16 protein-coding genes are annotated in these 16306 nt (G+C 67.0%); 7 read left to right on the forward strand and 9 right to left on the reverse strand.

Annotated features, from left to right (window positions below; translation table 11 throughout):
• Positions 1 to 54 precede the first annotated feature (54 nt).
• The gene (locus ACSQ3Y_RS15435) at positions 55 to 219 is read right to left on the reverse strand and encodes a hypothetical protein (protein ID WP_157412524.1); all 165 of its coding nucleotides are present in this window, start codon (positions 217 to 219) and stop codon (positions 55 to 57) included.
• An 86-nt stretch (positions 220 to 305) separates the two neighbouring features.
• Between ACSQ3Y_RS15435 and ACSQ3Y_RS15440 the strand changes: the two genes are divergently transcribed.
• Positions 306 to 698 (forward strand): hypothetical protein, encoded by a 393-nt coding sequence (locus tag ACSQ3Y_RS15440; RefSeq protein WP_057202841.1) that lies wholly within the window; start codon positions 306 to 308, stop codon positions 696 to 698.
• Between the two features lie 4 nt (positions 699 to 702).
• A complete protein-coding gene (locus ACSQ3Y_RS15445; protein WP_436177938.1) occupies positions 703 to 1578 on the forward strand; it encodes an alpha/beta fold hydrolase in 876 nt (291 codons plus the stop codon).
• Positions 1579 to 1623: 45 nt separating this feature from the next.
• Here the strand turns inward: ACSQ3Y_RS15445 and ACSQ3Y_RS15450 are convergent, their stop codons facing one another.
• Positions 1624 to 2532 carry a LysR family transcriptional regulator gene (locus ACSQ3Y_RS15450; RefSeq protein ID WP_436177939.1) on the reverse strand — a complete coding sequence of 303 codons (909 nt, stop codon included), beginning with the start codon at positions 2530 to 2532 and terminating at the stop codon, positions 1624 to 1626.
• Between the two features lie 101 nt (positions 2533 to 2633).
• Here ACSQ3Y_RS15450 and ACSQ3Y_RS15455 point away from each other — a divergent pair, with 101 nt between their 5' ends.
• Entirely contained in the window at positions 2634 to 3503 is an 870-nt protein-coding gene (locus ACSQ3Y_RS15455) for an SDR family oxidoreductase (RefSeq protein WP_436177940.1), read from the forward strand.
• Between the two features lie 47 nt (positions 3504 to 3550).
• Positions 3551 to 4039, forward strand: a complete 489-nt coding sequence (locus tag ACSQ3Y_RS15460; RefSeq protein WP_436177941.1) for an AtaL-like protein — start codon at positions 3551 to 3553, stop codon at positions 4037 to 4039.
• 92 nt (positions 4040 to 4131) lie between these two features.
• Here ACSQ3Y_RS15460 and ACSQ3Y_RS15465 read toward each other — a convergent pair whose 3' ends face one another.
• The 3 genes from ACSQ3Y_RS15465 to ACSQ3Y_RS15475 form a co-directional block, all read right to left on the reverse strand.
• Positions 4132 to 4437 carry a hypothetical protein gene (locus ACSQ3Y_RS15465; protein WP_436177942.1) on the reverse strand — a complete coding sequence of 102 codons (306 nt, stop codon included), beginning with the start codon at positions 4435 to 4437 and terminating at the stop codon, positions 4132 to 4134.
• Between the two features lie 314 nt (positions 4438 to 4751).
• Positions 4752 to 5726, reverse strand: a complete 975-nt coding sequence (locus ACSQ3Y_RS15470; protein ID WP_057268273.1) for a magnesium and cobalt transport protein CorA — start codon at positions 5724 to 5726, stop codon at positions 4752 to 4754.
• An 86-nt stretch (positions 5727 to 5812) separates the two neighbouring features.
• Positions 5813 to 6754: a TIGR03571 family LLM class oxidoreductase gene (locus tag ACSQ3Y_RS15475; protein ID WP_057268272.1), complete on the reverse strand. Its 942-nt coding sequence runs from the start codon at positions 6752 to 6754 to the stop codon at positions 5813 to 5815.
• 207 nt (positions 6755 to 6961) lie between these two features.
• Between ACSQ3Y_RS15475 and ACSQ3Y_RS15480 the strand changes: the two genes are divergently transcribed.
• Positions 6962 to 7456 carry a ferritin-like domain-containing protein gene (locus tag ACSQ3Y_RS15480; RefSeq protein ID WP_436177943.1) on the forward strand — a complete coding sequence of 165 codons (495 nt, stop codon included), beginning with the start codon at positions 6962 to 6964 and terminating at the stop codon, positions 7454 to 7456.
• A 14-nt stretch (positions 7457 to 7470) separates the two neighbouring features.
• Positions 7471 to 8115, forward strand: a complete 645-nt coding sequence (locus ACSQ3Y_RS15485; RefSeq protein ID WP_082608184.1) for a DNA-3-methyladenine glycosylase — start codon at positions 7471 to 7473, stop codon at positions 8113 to 8115.
• 16 nt (positions 8116 to 8131) lie between these two features.
• Here the strand turns inward: ACSQ3Y_RS15485 and ACSQ3Y_RS15490 are convergent, their stop codons facing one another.
• Together ACSQ3Y_RS15490 and ACSQ3Y_RS15495 are read right to left on the reverse strand one after the other, a co-directional pair.
• Positions 8132 to 9166 carry a patatin-like phospholipase family protein gene (locus tag ACSQ3Y_RS15490; protein ID WP_436177944.1) on the reverse strand — a complete coding sequence of 345 codons (1035 nt, stop codon included), beginning with the start codon at positions 9164 to 9166 and terminating at the stop codon, positions 8132 to 8134.
• Positions 9167 to 9293: 127 nt separating this feature from the next.
• Entirely contained in the window at positions 9294 to 11081 is a 1788-nt protein-coding gene (locus ACSQ3Y_RS15495) for a methyl-accepting chemotaxis protein (RefSeq protein WP_436177945.1), read from the reverse strand.
• Positions 11082 to 11548: 467 nt separating this feature from the next.
• On the opposite strand from ACSQ3Y_RS15495, the gene ACSQ3Y_RS15500 reads away from it, so the two are divergent.
• Entirely contained in the window at positions 11549 to 12985 is a 1437-nt protein-coding gene (locus ACSQ3Y_RS15500; protein WP_436177946.1) for a sensor domain-containing diguanylate cyclase, read from the forward strand.
• 81 nt (positions 12986 to 13066) lie between these two features.
• Here ACSQ3Y_RS15500 and ACSQ3Y_RS15505 read toward each other — a convergent pair whose 3' ends face one another.
• Together ACSQ3Y_RS15505 and ACSQ3Y_RS15510 are read right to left on the reverse strand one after the other, a co-directional pair.
• Positions 13067 to 14458, reverse strand: a complete 1392-nt coding sequence (locus tag ACSQ3Y_RS15505) for a hypothetical protein (protein ID WP_436177947.1) — start codon at positions 14456 to 14458, stop codon at positions 13067 to 13069.
• A 125-nt stretch (positions 14459 to 14583) separates the two neighbouring features.
• Positions 14584 to 16167, reverse strand: coding sequence for a glycine betaine ABC transporter substrate-binding protein (locus tag ACSQ3Y_RS15510; RefSeq protein ID WP_436177948.1), 1584 nt, complete (start codon positions 16165 to 16167; stop codon positions 14584 to 14586).
• Between the last annotated feature and the right edge of the window lie 139 nt (positions 16168 to 16306).

Below are 16306 nucleotides of genomic sequence, written 5' to 3' on the forward strand. Positions count from 1 at the left end.
GGCTCCTTGGGGGATCTGCATTTTCAACGGCCGCTGCGGGCCCGACACCCACGTTCAGCGCTCGGTCGCATTGCCCTTTTTGCCCGTGATGGCAGAGACAACTACCTCGATCACGAGGGCCAGCACGATGACGACACCTGCGGCCTCAGCGTGCCCAGTCACATAGAGCACGAGCGGGACGAGCACACCCGCAAGGGAAAAATAGTGCATGGGTTTCAAGCCTGACCTCCTGGTGTTGTTGCCGCCAGCCCCGGGGGCCGATGGCGACGATCGCACATGGAGGGCATTGTGCATCGCCGGCCGTCGTGCCCATCGTTCGCTCGGGTGTACACCCGTCGAGCGCGTGGCGCCCTGCGAAGAATGGGGGATGGACACGCGTCAGCCGCTGTGGACCTGGGCAACTGGGCAACGGCACCTCGGTCAACACGGACAAGCCGGTCGACATCGGCGCCGGCTTCACCCAGGTCGCCGTGGGCAGCCGCTACATGGTGGCCCTCAAGGCGGACGGCAGCCTGTGGATGTGGGGCCACGCGCTCTTGAAGAACAAGGTGTTCTACGAGACCCCGCCAGTGCAGATCGGCAGCGGTTTTTCGCCGCTGCTGACGTCCGACACCGCGGCAAAGGCAGGCGGAACGGCCTGGTTCTGGGGCGATTCCAATGCCCGCCTTGCACCCCAAAACACCGGCGTGTCAGAATGAAAGGATGAGCACTTCGACCTCTTCATTTCTCTCCAACGCAGACGGCACCAAGGTCGCGACCTACACCTGGGCCGACATCGCTGGACGCCCCACCGGTGTGGTGCAGATTGCCCACGGACTTGCCGAGCATGGTGAACGCTACGACCGCTTTGCAAGGCAGCTCAATGCCGCGGGGTTTGTGGTCCACGCGGTCGATCATCGTGGACACGGGCGTACCGGCGGTGCTCGGCTGGGCGATTTCGGCAGCGCCGGGTTCAGCGGGCTGATTGCCGATGTGGCCCAGTATGGGTCGGCACTGCGTGCGCAGCATGGCGGCCTTCCGGTGTTTCTGTTGGCCCATTCGATGGGTTCGTTTGCAGCGCAAGCGGCGATCCTGGACCACGCATCGACATGGGCCGGTGTCATTCTCTCCGGCTCCACCGCGCTCGACGCGCTTGCCGCTGCAATGGCCAATGCCCCTGCCGATGCGCCGGCGGGGCTGGAGGCATTCAATGCAGGCTTTGAGCACCGTACGGGATACGAATGGCTTTCACGGGACGAGGCGGAGGTCGATGCCTATGTGGCCGACCCCTGGTGCGGATGGGAGGTGCCGGGCGATGTGATCCCCTCGCTGTTCGCCTCCGCTGCCCGGCTGGCGGACCCGGCGCTGCTGGCGGGCATCCGCAGTGACCTGCCCCTCCTGATGGCCTCTGGCGACGCCGATCCGCTGGCCGGTGGCGGTGCGCTCATTGAGCTGCTGGGGCAGCGCTACCGTGATGCGGGGATAGCGGACGTGACCGTCAAGTTGTACCCCGCAGCGCGCCACGAAATCCTCAATGAGACAAATCGCGACGAGGTGACTGCCGATATGGTCGCCTGGCTGCGGGCCCACGCGGCATAGCCTGCAGCCGCTGGCGCGCTGGTCTTTGCAAGCCGCCCCGCCACCTCACGCGATGTACGCCGCCAGCTCCTGCGGCGTGCCTTGTGGAAACGCCTCCTTCAACAGGTCCAGAAAGGCCGAGACGCGCGGGCTCAGCAGGCGGCGCGAGGGGTAGAGCGCCCACAGCGCGATCTCCGGGCCTGGTACATCGCCCCACTGCACCAGCGTTCCGGCCGCCAGGTCGTGCAGCACCAGAGACAGGGGCAGGCGTGCGGCACCCACCTGGGCGCGCACTGCATCGCGCACCATGAACAGCGAGGACAGGTGCAGCACGGGTTGCACCGCCAGGCGCTTCGGTTTGCCCTTGGCGTCGGTCAGGTCCCAGGTGGTGGCAGGGGCGGCGGCGTCCGCGCCTGCGCCCCCATGCAGCACGGCCGGGACAGGGGTGGCGCCCGATGGCCGGCCGAGCTCGGGGCTGGCGACGACCACGATCTGGTCGCGCATGAAGATGCGCCCGACCAGGCGCTCGTCCGGGTCGGGGTTGACGCGGATCACCAGGTCGTAGCCTTCTTCCACCATGTCCACCGGCCGGTCTTCGGTCGTCACCTCCAGGCGCACCTCGCGGTGCTGCAGGGCAAAGCGGGCGGCCAGCTTGCCCATGGCGGCCTGCGAAAAGAGCAGGGGCGCGCTCACCCGCAGCCGCCCGCGCGGCGCGCCGCCGCCGCTGGCGATGGCGGTGGTGCTCTCGTCGAGCTGGGCGAGCAGCACCGAGGTCTTCTCGTACAGCGCGCGCCCCTCTTCGGTGAGCTTGAGCACGCGCGGCCCGCGCTCGAACAGGCGCAGGTTCAGGCCGCTTTCCAGGTCGGCCACCCGGCGCGACAGGGTGGCCTTGGGCCGGCCCGATTCGCGCGCGGCGCGGCCAAAGCCGCCATGCCGGGCCACCAGCGTGAAGTCGGCCAATGCGAGCAGATCCATGTGTTCCACCAGTGAGACGCAAAGTCTAAATATAACGGCTATCGGAAATCAGGCGGAACAAAGAAGATCAGGGCTCCTTCAACATGCAACGGAGCATTTCCATGACCATCCTCATCACCGGCGCCACGGGCAACGTAGGCCGCCAGGTCGTCAACCAACTCGTGAACCGCGGCGCCGAACTACGCGCTTTGGTGCGCGACCCCGCCCGGGCGAACCTGCCGGCGGGCGTGCAAACGGTGCAGGGCGACCTGCTCGACGTGGACGCGCTGCGGCGCGCTTTCGAGGGCGTCTCCACGCTGTTTCTGCTCAATGCAGTGGTGCCCGACGAGTTCACGCAGGCGCTGCTGGCGCTGAACCTGGCCCGCGAGGCGGGCATAAAGCGCGTGGTTTACCTGTCGGTGATCCACAGCGACCGCTACCTGAACGTGCCGCACTTCGCGGGCAAGTTCGGGGTGGAGCGCATGCTGGAGCAGATGGGCTTTGGCGCCACCATCCTGCGGCCGGCCTACTTCATGGACAACGACCACAGCATCAAGGACGTGGTGCGCAACTACGGTGTCTACCCCATGCCCATCGGCAGCAAGGGCCTGGCCATGGTGGACGTGCGCGACATCGCCGAGGTCGCCGCCATCGAGCTGCTGCGCCGCGAGCGTGCGAGCGAGCCGCTGACGCTGGCGCGCATCAACCTGGTGGGCCCCGACACGCTGACCGGCGAGGCGGTGGCCGCCCTCTGGTCCGCCGCGCTGGGCCGCCCTGTCGCCTACGGCGGTGACGACACTGCCGGCTTCGAGACCAACCTGCGCAACGCCATGCCGCACTGGATGGCCTACGACATGCGCCTGATGGCCGAGCGCTTCTTGACCGACGGCATGGTGCCCGAGGCCGGCGACGTAGAGCGCCTGGTGCAGCTGCTGGGCCGCCCGCTGCATTCGTACCGCGACTTTGTGCACGCCATCGCCAACGCGGCCTGAGCGCCGCGCACTGAATCTCTCAACAAGCAACACCGAAAGGAAACGCCATGATCTATTCCACCGCCACAGTCCTCGTCAACCCACAGGGCGAAGTGCCGCTCACCCGCGCCCAGGCCTGGGCGGGACTAGTCCTCAAGGCCCGCGACGCACGGCTGTTTCTGCCACCCAATCTATGCACCCACTGCGAGGTGGTGCAAGACAGCGGCACCCACATCGTGCGCGAGGCCACCATCGCGGGTCAGGATGTGCGTGAGATCATCGCCTTCGAGCCCTTGAGCAAGGTCACCTTCTTCCAGGCCAGCGGCCCGCGCGAAGGCGCCATCGTCAACGAGCTGTTCGAGGACGAACACGGGCAGCTGCAGCTGCGCTTTTACGGCTACCTCGGCCTGCGCGGCAAGCAGCCCGGTGGCCCCGAAGAGCAGGCGGAGCAGGCCTGGATGGACGGCGAAAAGGGCTACTGCAGCGCGCTGCTTTCGACGCTCCAGCGCACCCGCGAACTGCTCGCGCAAGGCCAGCTGCCGGTGGGCGTGGCATGACGGCACCTGCGATGGCGCCATAGTGCCTCGTTGCCCTCTGGGCCGCCCAGTGAGGCTATGAACTCTTGCAGCCCATGGTGAATGGCGCCGTCTCAACTGCGCGGCAGCTCGCGCACTTCCACCGTGCCGCCCGCTTCGTACACGGGGTTGCCGGCGAGAAACTGCTCCTTGGCCGCCTGCAGGCTGTCGGCGCGCACGCGGATGAAGCCGCTGGGGCCGCCAGTGGCGGCCTGGCCGGGCTGGCCCTTGCGCACTCGCTCGCCGGGCCCGATGGCGCTGCCGCCATCGAACTGCCCGGTGCTGCGCAGCCGGGCGAGGTACTGGCCCCAGCGCTCGGGGTCATCGGCGGCCTGGGTGTCGGGCGCGTCCTGGTGCATCAGCAGGATGTATTCGTTCATGCGCGGGCCCTACAGCGCAAACACATCTACCGACAGCTGCTGCATGCCGCCCACCAGGGCCACCAGTGGTTCGGTGCTGACGGGCACCCGCGGCGCGTGAAGGGTAGTGTGTGCCGGTGGCATGGATGAAGGGCTCCCGAAGATTCTGTTTTTTGCTGTTCGCGCAGCCGGTCCAGGGGCTTGAAGGCATGAACCGGCAGGGTCAAGCATGCCGGATTGTGCTGCGCCGGTCGAGCATCCGAGCGCAACAACATGTTGGCAGCCGAAGGCCGTAGCCAGCGAGGCCTGGTGCGATGCGTTTCGCAGTTCAAGAGTCACAGCCATCCGGCCTTTCGGAAGCGGTAGTACACATAAGAGCACACGCTCACGATGAGCAGCAGCGCGGCCGGGTAGCCGTAGCGCCATTTCAGCTCGGGCATGTGCTCGAAATTCATGCCCCACACGCCGACAAAGGCGGTGCAGATGGCGAAGATGCCGGCCCATGAGGCCAGGCGCTTGGTGATCTCGTTGTCTTCGATGGTCACCATCGAGAGGTTCACCTGAATCGCCGTGCCGATGGTGTCGCGCATACCCTCGATCAGGCCGTTGATTCGCACCAGGTGGTCCACCACGTCGCGAAAATACTCCTGCGACCCCATGCAGATCTGCGGCACCCGGCCGCCATGCAGCTTGCTGGCGCCTTCCAGCAAGGGCGAGACAGCATGCTTGAGCAGCATCACGCGCTGCTTGAGGTGGTAGAGCTGTTCGATGTTGTCGCGAGCCGCTTTTTTTGTGAAGATCTGGTGTTCGATTCTTTCGAGTTCGACTTCCAGGGCATCGATGATGGGGAAGTACCGGTCCACCACAGCGTCCATCAGCGCATACAGCACGAAGCCCGAACCATGGCGAAGCAGGTCGGGCTCGTGCTCGCAGCGGTCGCGCACGCCGAGGAACCCCTGCTTGCTGCGGTTGCGCACCGAGAGCACGTAGTTGGGGCCCACGAAGACATCGACCTCGCCCGCGCTGAAATGGCCAGGCCGCTCGGGCTCGGGCTCCAGCAGGTGCATCACCACGAACAGGGACGGGCCGTACTCCTCGACCTTGGGCCGCTGGTGGCCGTGGTGGGCGTCTTCCACCGCCAGCTCGTGCAGGCCGAACTCCTCGCGCATTTCGTTGAGCTCTTCGGGCGTGGCGTCGGCCAGCGCCACCCATACGAAGCAGCCGGGCCGCACGATGTACTCGCTGATATCGGCGACAGGGATATCAGCCAGTTTGGCGCCGTTTTCATAGGCTACGCAGTTGATCAGCATCGGGGCACTCCAGGGGCAGTTGTGGTGGCGGTGGAGGCGATGGTGCCATGGTTCCATGGCGCTCCCGGGCGCGCGCATGCGCGCCGTCACAGGCTGGGCATAACCTGCTCCCCGATCTCGCGCAGCACCTCGGCCGGTGTGCGGCCGCTGCCTTGTGCCAGGTTGAACAGCACATGCCCCACGCCCATGGCCTGCAGGCGCTGCAGGTAGGCGATGAGTTCATTGCGCCCCGTGCGCAGCCCCAGCTCCAGCGGCACGGCGCCGGCTGCCGGATCGGCCAGCAGGTCGAGCTGTACGGATTGCACGAAGGGCTTGCGCTCACCCGCCGCCTTCTGGTCCAGCGCCTGCTGCCACATATGAATACGGCCTTGCTGCCTTGCCTCCTCTCGGTGGTAGCTGGCCCAACCATCGGCATGGGCGGCAGTCCATTGCAGCGACTGCCGGGCCGAGCCGACCACCACCATGGGGATGCGCGCTGCTGGCGGCTGCATGAGGTCGTAGCCGCCTGTTGCCGTCAACAAAGCCTGTCGCTCCTGCGGCTCGGGCGACAGCGCTGCGCGTACCAGTGGCCACCGGTCGCGAAAGGCATCGCCACGCGCTTCCACGTTTTCGCCGAAGGATGCGAATTCCTCGGGCCGGTCGCCCGAGCCCAGCCCCAGGATGAAGCGGCCGTTGCTGATGCGGTCCAGAGACAGCGCTGCCTTGGCCACATGCAGCGGGTGGCGCAGCGGCAACACGATGGCCGCTGCGCCGATGGCGATGCGGCGCGTGGAAGAGGCGAGCGCTGCCAGCCACAGAAAGGGGTCGTCGAGCGCACTCGCGGTGTTGTCGCTGCCCTGGGGAATCATCAGCGGCACATCGCGCGCCCATAGGGCCGCGAAGCCGAGTTCGTCGGCCAGCGCGGCCAGGCGGGGGGTCTCCTGGATATCGGCCATGGCGCCAGCGGCGTGGCCGAAGGGCGTCATGAAGCCGAGGGTAAGCCGCCCGGGCTGGAAGACCTGCGCGTGACCGGCGTTGAATGAAGGCATGGGTCTCCCGTGAATCGGTGGCCGGCCACCATGCGATGCGATGGCGCGCGAGGGCTGGCAAAACTGGAGGTCGGCAATGGAACGAGGATAGGGCGATTGCAAGCGCGGCGGCGCCAGGCAGGCTCGCACTTCCACAAGCTGTTGTCTTACGAGCAGCGAAATGATCCGCAATCACCATAGCCCCTTTTCAACCCAAGGAGCATTTTCATGGCCGTAAAAACTGTCGAAGACCTCTTTTTGCACGAGTTGTCGGACACCTACAGTGCCGAGAAGCAGATGACCCGCTCCCTCCCGCAGATGGCGCGCGCAGCGGCCGATGGGCAACTGGCCCAGGCGTTCCTCGATCACCTGGAAGAGACCCGGGGCCAGGTGCAGCGCATCGACGAGATCGTGGAGATCCTGAACCTCAAACTCAAGCGCATCAAGTGCGCCGCCATGGAGGGTCTGGTGGAGGAGGGCAAGGACCTGATCGACGAAATCGACAAGGGGCCCGTGCTCGACGTGGCCCTGATCGGTGCGGCGCAGAAGGTGGAGCACTACGAGATCGCCAGCTACAGCACGTTGATCGCTCTGGCTACCAAGCTGGGCTACACGCCGGTACTGCCACTGCTGCAGGCATCGCTGGCCGAAGAGAAGGCCACCGATGACAAGCTTGGCAAGCTTGGCCAGGCAGCGACCATCGAAGAGGCCGTGCAGGCGTAAGGCCTGTAGATGCCGTGGCGCGTAGCCTGACGGACCTGTCGCCACGCCACCCGCTGGTGGTGGCCGACATCGACTTTGCCGCCCCTGCACACGAGGTGGCGCGCAGGTTGATCGGCATGACGCTGCTGGTGGACGGCGTGGGCGGGTGCATCGTGGAGACCGAGGCCTATGACCAGACAGACCCGGCATCGCACACCTTTGGCGGGCCCACGGTGCGCAATGCGGCCATGTTCGGCCCGCCCGGCCGTGCCTATGTCTACCGCTCGTATGGGCTGCACTGGTGCCTGAATACCGTGTGCCGCGAGGCGGGCCATGGCGCGGGCGTCTTGCTGCGCGCGCTGGAACCCACGCACGGCATCGACACCATGCGCCAGCGCCGTGGCTTGCAGGACGTGCGCTTGCTGTGCGCCGGCCCGGGGCGCCTGGCGCAGGCGCTGGGCATCGATGCGGGGATGAACGGCGTGCCGCTGCACATGCCGCCTTTTGCGCTGCTGCAGGCGGATGCCCTGGCAGCGCAGGAGGGTGCGGACCAGATCGTGGCAGGCCCGCGCATCGGCATTTCCAAAGCGGTGGACGTGCCCTGGCGCTTCGGGCTGAAGGGCTCGCGCTATCTCAGCCGCGCATTTGCTGCGCCACAGGTTCCGCCGGGCAGCGGCTAGCTGGCCAGCCAGCGGCTCAGGACAAAGCCATGTCCCGCTGCTGCGTATGGGGCCTCAGATAGCGCGCGGTGATGTCCGCTGTCGCATGCCGGCCCAGGTGCGCGCCGTGTTCCGTCAACCAGGTATCGCATGCCCTGCGCCCGTCTTGGCGCAGCATCTCGAACAGCACGCGCCCCACGGTGCGCTTGATCGAAGGCTCGGTGGCGAGCAGTCCTGCAGGCTGATCGGGCAGGCTCAGCACATGCATGCGGATGTCGGCGCCCGGCACGTTGCGATTGATGATTTCCAGCGCCCGGAGCTCCGACACCAGGCCATTGACCGACGCCACCTCGTTGATGCGGTTGAGGATGTTCTTGGCAAACAAGGGCGTCTCGGCCCGGTGCAGCGGGGTCAGCTCCACGAGCATGATGTCCGTGTCCAGCGCATCCTCGTACAGCGGCCACAGCGACGGGTTGGCCGCGTAGCTGCCATCCCAGTAGGATTCGCCGTCGATCTGCACCGCCTGGTAGGACAGCGGCGCGCAGGCGGAGGCAAGTACGGCGTCGATGCTCATGTCCGCCGGGCCGAACACGCGGCCGCTGCCACTTTGCACGTGCAGGGCGTTGACGAAGAGTTTCGGCGCGGTGTTGGCCTTGCGCAGCAGGTTTTCATCCACCAAGGTGTTCAGGATGTAGCGCAGCGGCGCCATGCCCATGGGGTTGGCCTGGTACGGGGACAGGACGGGCAGGGCGTCGTCCCATAGGCCCATGCCAGGCTTGCGCAGGGGCAGCAGCAGAAGAGTCATCAACGAGCCGGCCTGCGCCACCTGCTCCCACAGCATGGCCAGGTGCTCCTTCGCACCTGCGCGGCCGCCGCGCGCCATGCCGGTGGCCAAAGCCGCCCCGTTCAGCGCGCCGGCACTGCTGCCGCTGATGCTGCCGATGTCGATGTCCTCTTCTTCGAGCAGGCGGTCAAGCACGCCCCAGGTGAATGCACCCTGCGCGCCGCCTCCCTGCAGCGCCAGATTCAGCTGCACCCGCTCGCGCGCTGCGCGCCGCATGCCTTTTGCCATGGTGGTCCCTTTGTGAAAAGACCATGGTATGGGCCATGCAGCAGCGGCGTGTCAGCCAATGGCGCGATCCGGGGGAGGGCGCTCGGTATTCGCCAGGGCCGCGCAGCAGGGTCAGCTCATCGCTTCTCTAAAAGCTCTCCCATTCGTCATCCCCACCCCCGGCCGCCTTCGCCGGCGCCTTGGGTGCCTCTGCCGCCGCAGGGCTTGCCGCCGCTGCGGCCTTGGGCGCCGCCAGCCGGCTGGCCGCAGGTGCCTTGGCCGCTGGCCTGGACGTGACTGCCGCGCGCGCAGCCGGCGCTGGCATGCCCACCGGCTTGCGCACCGCGGGGGCAGGCGCCGGTGCCGGTGCGCGGTAGTTGCCTGCACCGCTGCCGTCGCCCGCCAGCCTGAACACCGCCACCGCGTTCACCAACTCGCCCGCCTGGCTGTTCAGGCTGCTCGCTGCTGCCGCCATCTCTTCCACCAGTGCTGCGTTCTGCTGGGTGGCCTGGTCCATCTGCGTGACCGCTTCTCCCACCTGGCCCACGCCTGCGCTTTGCTCGCTGCTGGCGGCGCTGATCTCGCCCATGATGTCGGTCACCCTCCGGATGGCGGCCACCACTTCGGTCATGGTGGCCCCGGCCTTGTCCACCAGTTGCGTGCCTTGCTCCACGCGCTCGACGCTGGCGGTGATCAGGCCCTTGATTTCCTTGGCCGCTTCGGCGCTGCGCCCGGCCAGGCTGCGCACTTCGCTGGCCACCACGGCAAAGCCCCGGCCTTGCTCTCCGGCCCGCGCGGCTTCCACCGCCGCGTTCAGGGCCAGGATGTTGGTCTGGAAGGCGATGCCGTCGATGACGCTGATGATGTCGGCGATCTTGCTGCTGCTGGCGTTGATGCCTTTCATGGTCTCGACCACTTCGGCCACCACGTCGCCGCCCTGTACGGCCACGGTGGAGGCGTTCAGCGCCAACTGGTTGGCCTGGCGTGCGTTGTCGGCGTTCTGGCGCACGGTGGAGCCGAGTTCTTCCATCGAGGCGGCCGTCTCTTCCAGTGCCGAGGCCTGCTGCTCGGTGCGTGCCGACAGGTCGTTGTTGCCCGAGGCAATCTGGGCGCTGGCCGAGGCTACGCTTTCTGAGTTGCTGCGCACGGTGGTCACGGTATTCACCAGGCTTTGCTGCATGCGCTGCAGGGCGCTGAGCAGTTGCCCGGTCTCGTCATGTGACTGCACGACGATGTCGCCGCTGAGGTCGCCGGCGGCAACGCGGTCGGCGGCCTGCACGGCCTGGGCCAGGGGGCGGGTGATGGAGCGGATGATCGCGAACGCCAGGAAGATCGCCACCGCGATGGCTGCCACACCGGCAATCAGCACGTCACGCCGCAGGGCCGATGCAGCCGAGTCGGCCTCTTTGCCGGCTTCGGTAGTGAGTTGGGCCTGGAACTCCACCTGTTCGCGCAGCGTCTTTTGGTAGTCGAGCTGAGCGGGGCGCAGCATTTCTTCGAGCAGCTTGATCGCCTCATCCTTCTGGCCCTTCTGGGCCAGCGCGAGAAATTCATCGCTGGACTTGAGGAATTCGGCCCGGGCCTTGAGCATGCGCGCCAGTATTTCCTCGCCCTTGGGCGAGGAAATCAGCGTATCCAGCAGCTTGTATTGATCGGCCGTGGTCGCCCGCGCAGCGGCGATCTGCTCCATGGCCGACTTGGCGATGGGCTCTGAATTGAAAAGGACCAGGTTGCGAAACTGGATCGCCTGGGTATTGGCACCGTCCGCCAGAACACCGAGCGACCTGGTGATCGGTATGCGCGTGTCGACCACATCGTGCAGCTCTTCGCTTTGGTGGGCAGACCGCAAGAGGCTGATGGCGCCCAGTGCAATCAGCAACAGCACCATCGCGGCGAAAGCGAGCGTGAGCCGGGTGGCGATCTTCATCTTGTCCATGGTGTCTCTCCCTCAGGGTATTTTCAAGGCGGGCCAGACTTCATGCCGTGGCGGCACGGTGGCTGGTTTCACGAACGCGGTGAATCAGTGCTGGGGGGGCGGATGCAGGGCTGCGTGGACGCCCGCATCGCAATGGGGTTTGGGCTGGCAGAAGGTTTTCATGCGCAATACTCCTGTGGACGCAGGCCACCTGAAGGTGAAAGGCTTTCGAATCCCGGCAATTGCATCGCAGTGCAGACCTGTGCAATGGCGCACCCCTCGCTGGCATTCGCCAGGGTCGTACCTGCTGACCACGGTATATCACCCTCTGTGACAACCGTTTACATTGAATGGACAAAGCGCAAGCTGCGTGTGCAGTGTGGGCATGTGTTCTGGTGCAGTGGCTACGGCCGCGATGCTATGTAAACAAATGGTATTTTGTGTAACAAAAGAATAATATCCACACAATTTCGCGCAGGACGTTCCCCATGCACACCACGGCGTCCCCCGAGCTTTCCACGGCCCCGCTGGCCAGCGAACCGGCGGGCGTCCGCGAAAAGTTGGTCGCCGGCACCGCAGTCGTTCTTTCGCTGGCACTTGGCGCGATGGCGCTGCCGTACGCCAAGGTGCCGCTCGCGGCGTTTCCCGCCTTCATTCCGATCTACGTCACCGCGCTTGTGATCTTCGACCTGGTCACGGCGGTGCTGCTGTTGGGCCACTACCGGGCCCTGAAGTCTGCGGGGCTGCTGGTGCTGGGCGGGGTGTACCTGTTCAACGCCACGGCCATTGCGGCCTATGCGCTTATCTTTCCGGGCCTGTTTGCGCCCACGGGCCTGCTGGGGTCGGGGCCCCAGACCTCATCGGCCATGTACATGCTGTGGCACGCGGGCTTTCCGCTGGGGCTGGTGGCCTATGTGCTTGTCAGGCGGCGGGAGGCACGCTGCCCTGCGCGCCCGAGCGGTGGCCGGGCATTGCGTGCTGTAGCCGCCACCGTTGCCCTGGTGTTGGCGCTGGTGGCGGCGTTCACTGCATTTGCCACCGCGGGGCATGAATGGCTGCCGGTGTTCATGGACGACAACCAGACCACGTCCGTCGGCAAGGCCTTTCTCATCGGCATCTGGCTGCTGAGCTTGGGGGCGCTGGGGGTTCTGCTGTGGAGCCGGCCCCATTCGCTGCTGGACATCTGGCTGCTGGTGGCGTTGTGTGTCTGGCTGCTGGACCTGGCCCTGGCGGCCGTGCTGAACGCCGGTCGCTACGACCTGGGCTGGTACCTGGGGCGCATCTATGGCCTGGTGTCTGCGGGTGTGCTGTTGATCGTGCTGCTCGGCGAGAACGCGCGGCACCACACCCGGCTGCGGGCACTGACCACCGCACTGCAAAGCGCCAACGAGACGCTGTGGCGCTCGTCCATGCAGGACGGCCTGACCGAGCTGGCCAACCGCCGGGCGTTCGACATGCACCTGGCGGAACACCTGGCCCTGGCCCAGCGCCACCGGCGGCCACTGGCGCTGGTGCTGCTGGACGTGGACCACTTCAAGTCCTACAACGATGCCTATGGGCACCAGTTGGGCGACGAATGCCTCAAGGCCATCGCCCGAGTGCTGCAGGCCCATGGCAAGCGCCCCTCGGACCTGGCCGCGCGGTATGGCGGCGAAGAGTTCGCCCTGGTGCTGCCCGAGACCGATTCGGTAGGCGCCATGCACATTGCCGCTGCTGCGCAGGCGGCCGTGGCGGGCCTGTCGATTGCCCACCGCGAATGCTCGACGGGTGCGGTGGTGAGCATCAGCACCGGCATTGCGGCCATACGCGGGGACGAGGCGCTGACCCCGCAGGACATGATCGCCATGGCGGACAAGGCGCTCTACCAGGCCAAGGACGCAGGCCGCAACCGCATCGTGCTGCTGGACGCAGCGGGTGTGTCGTGAGCCCTTCAGCGCGCGGGACTGCTATGGGCCGACCGGGCCTGCCGGCGCACCCGGCTGCCCAGGCGCCGCCATGTCCTGCCTTCAGAGCACGAAGGTCGCGCCCGCCCTGGCCTGTGCCTGCAGCCACGGGAACAGCTGGTCGGCGCTGTCCACGATGGGGCTGAACACGGTGCACTCGTCGTGCGCCCAGAAGTAGATGCCGCCCGCGCCGGGGCCGTCCATGCGCAGCACAAAGCAGTCCGAGGCGTTCTCGGCGCCCACGATGGGCAGCATGTGCTGCGGGTCGATGCCGCTGTCGGCGATGGCGCTGCGGATCTCCTCTGCCAGCTCGGGCGAGCTTTCGTCGTGCAGGCTGAGCCAGCCCAGCAGCTCTTCGTGCTTGTCCAGCGCGGCGGAGATGCTGAACAGCTCGTAGGTTTCGCTGTCGTCGCCATCGACCACGGTGAGCTGGTGCCGCTCTGCCTGGGTGATCCATTGCAGGTAGGCCTGCGATGGCTGGGGAAAGCGCCGCAGCAGTTGTTCGAGATCGCTTTTGGAGGCGGGGCTGCCCGGGGCGGTTTCAAAGCGCAGCTGGCTCACGCGCTGGCTTTCGGCGCTGCGCGCCTGGGTCTGCTGCTGGTCGACGAAGGCCCGGTAGCCAGGGGATTGCAGCACGTCGGGCATTTGCAGGCGCCACTTCAAGTGGGTCTCGTAGGCCTCGGTGCTGCGATTGAGCTGCAGCAGCGCTGTTACCTTCAGCTGCTGCAGCTGGTCGGTGCCATGGTTCGTGGCATCGGCGATGGCCAGGGCCTGCATCGCCTGCTCCGGGTCGCCGGCAATGCACAGCAGGTACTCCGCCACGGTCTGCGCGGCTGCGGCCAGTTGCGATGCAGGGTGCCGGTAACTGTCGCCAAAGCTGTACATGGCGTCTGGCTGGGCGGCGTTAGCGTCTGCAGATTGGTGGATGATGACCATGGCGTGCTCAACGGCTGCCGCCCAGTCGCCGTCCGCCTGCGGGCCGGGGTGGGCGCGCGCCCGGTTGGCATGGGCGCGCCGGGCCGCCGTGTGCCAGTACCAGGCCTGTTCGCTGTGGCGGCAGCGGTGCAGGGCGGCCAGGGCGCTCTCGTGGTCACTGCACTCGGTGTGCAGCGCCGCCAGGTCCATCAGGCACTCGTCATCGGTCTTGGTGCGGTGGTCCAGCAGGTCCTTGGGGAAGAGGGTCAGGCTGTCGTGCACGACGATCTCCTGCCACCCTTGCTGGGCAAGGGCCTGGCGCAGGTCCACCAGGCGCTGCAGCACGGCCTGGGGGCCGCCATCGGGATCGAGGCGCAGGTCCTCCACCATCTTGAACTCGCGGTCGGAGGCGCGCGCCTCCTGGCGCTTCCAGTAGGCATGGCCGTCATAGCCATGCGGTATCAGCGTGATCTTGATCAGCAGCGGAGCCTTGTTGCTGGCCGCGGCGGCCTGGAGCCAGTGGCTGGTGTAGGTGGTCATGCGGGGGCAATGCAGTCAATGCAGGCGGTGCGGTGGCGAAGCCGCCATTGAAGCACCGGCTGGCGGACGCGCGAGCGGCGCGGTGTGACGCATTTCACGCCGAGGGAACTTTTACTTGTGCTGCATCAACTGGCTGCCGCACCTGGTTGCCGGAACATGCGCTCGACCACCTCGAACACCACCTGGATCAGCACCGCCAGCCCGGCCGAGGGAATCGCACCCGCCAGCAAGGTGGTGCCGTCGTTGAGCGCCAGCCCCTGCGCAATGCGCTCGCCATAGCCGCCTGCACCGATGAACGCGGCGATGGTGGCGGTGCCCACGGTCATCACGGTGGCGGTCTTCACGCCTGCAATGATCACGGGCAAGGCCAGCGGCAGCAGCACCAGGCGCCAGCTTTGCGCGGGCGTCATGCCCAGGGCCACGGCGGCCTGCTGGGTGCCCTTGGGCACCTGCATCAACCCCACGGCGGTGTTGCGCACGATGGGCAGCAGGGCATACAGGCTGAGCGCGACGATGGCCGGCACGGTGCCGATGCGGCCCAGCAGCGGGATCAGCGCGGCCAGCAGGGCCAGCGAGGGCACGGTCTGCAGCAGGCCGACAAAACCCAGGATGCCCTGGCCCAGCCACGCCCGCGCGGCGGCCAGCGTGCCCAGCGGTATGCCGATGAGCACGGCGATGCCGACGGACACGGCCACCAGCCACAGGTGGTCGCGCGTGAGGCGCCAGAAGTCGCCGCCGAAGATGGCGCTGGACAGGGACGGGCGGGCCTGCGCCGGTGTGGCGCTGGCCGCACTGGCCGAACTGGCCGAACTGGACGCACTGGCGGGTGCAGCGGCAGGCGTGGCCTTGCCGGCGAGGAAGTCGGCGGCGATGGCCGGGAACGCCTGGCCGTGCAGTTCGGCCTGGGCGTTCATGGCGATCATGCGCGTGACGTCGATGCGGCCTTGCAGGGCGGCGATCTTCTGCCACGCCTGCGGCGCGCGCGTGGGCAGGTCGGCGCGGTAAAGCAGCACCGCGTCGTAGCGCGGGAAGTAGTTCGCATCGTCCTGCAGCGTGACCAGGCCCAGGTCGGCGATGCGCGCGTCGGTGGTGTAGATGTCGGTCAGGTCGATGCGCTGCGAGGCCAGCGCCTGGTACGACAGGCCGTGGTCGATGGACGTGGGGCGCTGAGGCAATTGGTAGCGCCTGGCCAGGCCGGGCCAGCCGTCTTCGCGGCCCAGGAACTCTTGCGAGATGGCGATGCGCAGGTCGGGCGCATTGCGAAGGTCGCCCAGGGTTTTGAGGCCGTGCTTGCGCGCCACCTCGGCGCTGGCGGCCAGGGCATAGCCGTTGGCAAAGCCCAGCGGAACACCCAGGGCCAGGCCCATTTCGCGCAACTTCTGGTCGATGGCCTCCCTGGACGACCCGGTGGGGAGCTTGAGGATCTCGCGCTCCACGGTGCCCAGGTACTCGGGGTAGACATCGATGGAGCCGGTCTTGAGCGCCTCGACCACCACCGCGGTGTTGCCCAGGCCCTGGCGGTGCTCTGCAGTGGCGCCGCCCTGGCGCGCTGCCTGGGTGATGACCTCGCCGAGGATGTAGCTTTCGGTGAAGCGCTTGGAGCCGATGGCCAGTTGCTCGGCCGCGTGCAGTGCAGGGGACAGCAGGGCGCCGGCCATGAGGAAGGCGAGCGCGTGCGCTGCGAAGCGCAGTGGGCGTATGACATTCATCGGGCCATTCTGCGCTGGTTTGCGGATCACACCCTGGGTGGCACGCGCCACCCGCTGTCAGCGCAGGCGCGGTGCGGCGATGCCGGCCGGTACGTTGCCTCGGCCGCGCGTTGCAGGTGCGTCTTACGGGTTGACTGCC

Source organism: Acidovorax sp. LjRoot66 (assembly GCF_964253305.1).
In the GTDB taxonomy this organism is placed as follows: Bacteria; Pseudomonadota; Gammaproteobacteria; order Burkholderiales; family Burkholderiaceae_C; genus Acidovorax.